The following is a 5,389-nucleotide window of genomic DNA, read 5'->3' on the forward strand; positions in this document are numbered from 1 at the left end:
AAATCTTCCTATAAAATAAATAATCTAATAAGTTGTGTACAGAGGTAATTTAATTTCAGGTAAATAGTTAATTTTATTTGAAAAAATATAAATAGTTTTAAAACTTTAATTCAAAATTTAATTAAAGAATGTTATTATAATAATTAGAATGAATCTATATGTAATATTTAGATATATTTGTATGTAAGATAAGTAATAAATTTGTATTAAAAAAGATATAAATAGGGATATAAAGTGTTGACTAATTAAGGGAGGGGTAAGATGACTAAAAGAAATAAAAGTGTTACATTAATTATAATTCTCTTATTGGCATCATTATTTCTGATATTAGGATATCTATATATAGAAGATACAAGAAATCTTCTTATATCAGAGGCAGAAGTACATATAAAAGAAGTTGCAATACAAGGTTCTCAATTAGCACAAAGACAAATTGAAAAAGATTTAGATATTTTAAATATTTTTTCAAGTTATTATACTTCAAATCCAAACATGTCTAATGAAGAAAAAATAAAAAAGCTTTTAGATGAAATGGAAAACCAAAAATTTTATACTATGGCAATTGTTGATATAAATGGGAATGCAGAAAATACTAAGGGTAATAAGTTTTCTGTTAAAGATAGAGAATTCTTTAAAAATTCAATTAATGGCAAAGAGTATGTTTCAAGTCCATATGTTGATGAAGTAAATAAGTCTGTAAAAAAGATTGCTATCTCAGTACCAATATTAAATAATGATAAAGTAGTTGGAGTTTTATATTGTACTTATGATGTCAATACTCTAATGAAACTTATAAATGTATCTTTTTATGAAAATAATAGTATATCTTATGTTGTAAAAAATAATGGGACAGTTATACTTCATCCTCAACAAGATAGATTGTCAAAGAATATTTATGAATTATTAAAACAGGATAATGACATTGAAGATGTAAATCAATTAAAAAAACAATTAGAAAAAAATAAAATAGGTGCAGCAATTTTAAATATGTCAGGAGAAAGACGATACCTAGGATATGCTACTATGGATAATGGGAAGAGCAAAGATAATTATATAAATGATTGGAACTTGATTTTTTCAATTCCAGAAAGTGTTATATTTCGTAATTCTGAGCAAATTATTAAGAGAGCTGTATATGCAGTGTTATTGATTATATTTGTGTTTATTGCAATTATTTTCTATATAATGTACATAAAAAAATCTAATGAAAAAGAAATATTGAGGTTAGCATATGAAGATAGAGTTACACATATAGGAAATCAAAATAAATTTTATAGAGAATGTAGTAAGTGTCTTTTAAATAAACCATCTTTAAATTATATTATAGTATATTTTGATATTGATAATTTTAAAATGATTAATGATACTTTTGGATATGAATTTGGTGATAATCTATTAATTACTATAGCAAGAGCTTTAAAAGAGGAATTAACAGAAGGTGAAATATATGCACGCCTTTCAAGTGATTATTTTGCTATTTTCTGTGAATATAAAAATGGAAGAAATAAAATTATAAAAAAACTTGATAGTATACGAAATAATATTGAAAATAATCTAAATACAGTATTTGAAATTTCTCTTTGTGTGGGTATTTACTTCGTAGAAGAAGGAGAAGTAGATGCTCAAAAGGCTGTAAATAAAGCTAATATGGCGAGGTCTGTTGCCAAAGGTAAAAATATAAACTATGCTATTTATAACGAAGATGTTAGAAATAAGCTTAGTGAGGAATCTATAATTTTAGATGATATAAAGACAGCATTAGTAAAGAATCAATTTGAAGTTTATTATCAACCTAAGTTTTCACTTGTAAATGGTGATATGATAGGAAGTGAAGCACTGATAAGATGGAATCATCCTGAACATGGTTTTATAAGTCCAGCTATATTTATTCCAATAGCAGAAAAAAGTCAATTGATTTTAAAAATAGGTAGATTTGTATTTGAAAGAGTCTGTATCGATTTATCTAAATGGGAAAAACAAGGTAAAAAATTAGTACCAGTTTCAGTAAATTTATCTAGAGTTGAGCTATATCAACCAGATATTGTAAAATTTATCAATATGACTATCCAAACATATAACATACATTCAAATTTAATTGAATTGGAGATAACAGAAACTGTAGCTATTAATGAATTAAATATATTAAAGAGTGTTTTAAATGAATTAAGAAAGTATGGATTTTCAATTTCTATGGATGATTTTGGGACAGGTTATTCTTCTATTAGTTGTCTAAGGGACATGCCAATTGATGTATTAAAATTAGATAAGTCTTTCCTTAATGGTATTGAAAATGATGAGAAAAGTCGTAATATAGCAAAGTCTATAGTATCTCTAGCAAAATCATTAGATTTAGTTGTAATTATAGAAGGTGTTGAGAGTAAGAAACAGGCTGAATTAATGAAACAATTTGGATGTGATCTAGTTCAGGGATTTTATTTTGCAAGACCAATGCCAGTTCAAAATTTTATGGAATTACTCTAAAAATAAAATTTAATTTTTTATATAAAACACTATTATATATGCTTGTATTTAATAAATGCTTGCTAGATAATTAGTGTTTTTTATTTTGTAATATTCATATATGAAGAAAGTAATTATCTTTTACAAAAATCTGTTAAAAATAAATTATTTTAAATATAAATATGTTATTAACAAAAGAATAGTACTATAATGTATAGATGATAAAAAACTTAACTAAAAATTTAATGTATAGGAGTTGTTTGAGTATGATAGATATAAGCATTGATAAAAAACTTAAGGACAAGTGGCCTGATGCAAAGTTAGGATGTATCCAAGCAAAAGTAGTAGTAAATAAAAGCTCAGAAAAGTTAATAAATGGGATAAATGAGTTTTGTAATATTTTAAATCAAAAGCTAGAAATTGAAGATATTACGAAATTGGATAAGATTAAAGATGCAAGAGATGCATATAAAGAACTTGGTAAAAATCCAAGTAGATATAGAACATCTTCAGAAGCATTAGTTAGAAGAATTGTTCAGGGGAAGGGTCTATATACAATAAATAATATAGTTGAAATAAATAATTTAATATCTATAAAATCACTATATCCAGTTGGTACATATAATATAGGTAAATTACATTCACCAATATGTTTTACTGTAGGTGATGAAGGCGAGCAGTATAAAGGTATTGGAAAAGAGTTGATAAATATAGAAAATCTACCTATACTATCTGATTCATTAGGTAAATTTGGAAGTCCAACCAGTGATTCTGAGAGAGCTATGATAACAACAGATGTAAATGAAATACTAATTTGTATATTTTCATTTAGTCCAGAATCAGATATTGAAGAGTATTTTGGATACGCTAAGGATTTACTTAAAGAATACGCAGATGGGAAGGACATAGAAACTAAAATAATTAAATAATAATTATATAAAATGTATATAACAACGTTATGTTAAGTTGGATACTAATATATAAGAATAAATCAAAAAAGGAAACTAACAATATATTAGTTTCTTTTTTTGAAAATAGTAGTTTAATGTCACAAAAATAGACAGATAGCCACACTGAAACTTAAAAGTATGGTAATATATTATGTAGCAGAGGTTATGTTTAAGGGATTTTGAAAGGAGGTATTAACAATAAGCATTTTATCTAAAAGATAAAGTAGTATCATGTAAATAACTCTATCTTCAAAAATATAAATTAATAATATAATAGTTTGGGTATATAGAAGAAATAAGGTTTTTTAAAAACTAGTAAAGTACATAGGTAATTATAATGAAGAAAGGATTTAGTTATGATTGAAGGAAAAGAAGCAAAACAAGAAAGTGGGCAAAAAAATCTAAAAGTTAAGATAGCTATAGTAGTAGGTGTTTTGATTGTAGCTTATATAGGGATGGCAATCTTTTTTAGAAATCATTTTTACTTTGGTACTACTATTAATGGTGTGAAAGCATCAGGAAAGACAGTTGAACAAGTAAATGATTTATTAACATCAAGTACTAATTCTTATACTTTAAGTCTAGAGGAAAGAAACAATAAAAAAGAACAAATAAAATCAAAAGATATAGACTTAAAGTTTACACCAGATGATAAGGTTCAAAAAATAAAAGATAACCAAAGTGCATTTGGGTGGATTGGTGGAATATTTAAATCTAAAGAGTATAATAATATGGTAACTCTTTCATATGATAAAGATTTACTAGAAAAAAGGTTTAATGCTTTATCTTGTTTTGATAGTAAAAATGTTGTAGAGCCTAAGAGTGCATACCCTAAGTATGATAGCAGTAAAAATGCTTATGCTATAGTACCAGAGGTACTTGGAAACAAAGTAAAAAAAGATGATTTTTATAAACTAGTACAAAAATCAATTAATTCTGGTGTTACTTCTGTTTCTTTAGAGGAAAGTAAAATATATGAAGCTCCAAACAATACAAAGGATTCAGAAAAGTTAAAAGAAGCTATTAAGACATTAGATAAATATGTCAGTGTAGTTGTTACATATGATTTTAGTGACCGTAAGGAAACTTTAGACGGTTCTGAGATTAATAAATGGTTAAAAGTAGATTCAGAAAAAAATTATGACATAACTTTCGATAATGATGCGATGGTAGAGTATACAAGAGGATTAAGCAAAAAATATAGTACTTTTGGAGATTCAAGACCATTTAAAACTGCAACTGGTAAAGAGATTACTATTTCAGGTGGAATTTATGGATGGTTGATAGATAAAAAGAAAGAAGCTGAAGCTTTAGTTGATGTTGTAAAAGCTGGGAAAAATGTTACAAGAGAACCTATCTACATGCAAAAAGCTGTATCTCGTAATAAAGATGATATTGGTAATACCTATGTTGAGATTAGTCTTTCTGGCCAACACATGTGGTTCTTTAAAAATGGAGAAATGCTTGTATCAACAGATGTTGTAACAGGAAGTTTAGCTAGGGGATTTGCTACACCATCAGGTATATATCCTCTTAACTATAAAGCTAGAAATGTTTCTTTAACTGGTCAAGGCTATAGTTCACCTGTAAGTTATTGGCTTCCATTTAATGGAAATATAGGAATTCATGATGCTACTTGGAGAAGTTCTTTTGGTGGAGGTATATATAGATCTTCAGGTTCACATGGATGTGTAAATACACCTTTTTCTAAGGCAAAGAAAATATATGAAAATATAGAACCAGGTACACCAATTATTTTATACTAGTAAATGTACTGTTTATAACGATTAAGTGAAGTCATCTTAGTTTTTTTTAGATGGCTTCTTTTTTATATAGAAAGGAATGTATATAATGAATGAAAAATTAATTAAAATTTTAGATGAAGCAAAGAAAGATTCAGAGTTTAACCTATAATGGCGAAATTCCTCTTCCTCGCCATAGGAGGTGGAAGATGTAAGCCTAACCGATAGGTTATTTAT

3 protein-coding genes are annotated in these 5,389 nt (G+C 26.3%); all 3 read left to right on the plus strand.

The features are described from left to right. Nucleotides 1-261: 261 nt before the first annotated feature. The 3 genes from KGF41_RS20265 to KGF41_RS20275 all read left to right on the plus strand — a co-directional run bounded on the left by KGF41_RS20265 (nt 262) and on the right by KGF41_RS20275 (nt 5,176). The gene (locus KGF41_RS20265; RefSeq protein WP_227829571.1) at nt 262-2,481 is read left to right on the plus strand and encodes an EAL domain-containing protein; all 2,220 of its coding nucleotides are present in this window, start codon (nt 262-264) and stop codon (nt 2,479-2,481) included. Nucleotides 2,482-2,726: 245 nt separating this feature from the next. Next, nucleotides 2,727-3,389 (plus strand): B3/4 domain-containing protein, encoded by a 663-nt coding sequence (locus tag KGF41_RS20270; RefSeq protein ID WP_227829570.1) that lies wholly within the window; start codon nt 2,727-2,729, stop codon nt 3,387-3,389. Between the two features lie 377 nt (nt 3,390-3,766). Then, complete coding sequence (locus KGF41_RS20275) at nt 3,767-5,176, plus strand: L,D-transpeptidase family protein (protein WP_227829569.1); 1,410 nt, start codon at nt 3,767-3,769, stop codon at nt 5,174-5,176. Nucleotides 5,177-5,389 lie beyond the last annotated feature (213 nt).

Origin of the sequence: Clostridioides sp. ZZV14-6150 (assembly GCF_020657875.1) — a bacterium.
Taxonomy (GTDB): domain Bacteria; phylum Bacillota; class Clostridia; order Peptostreptococcales; family Peptostreptococcaceae; genus Clostridioides.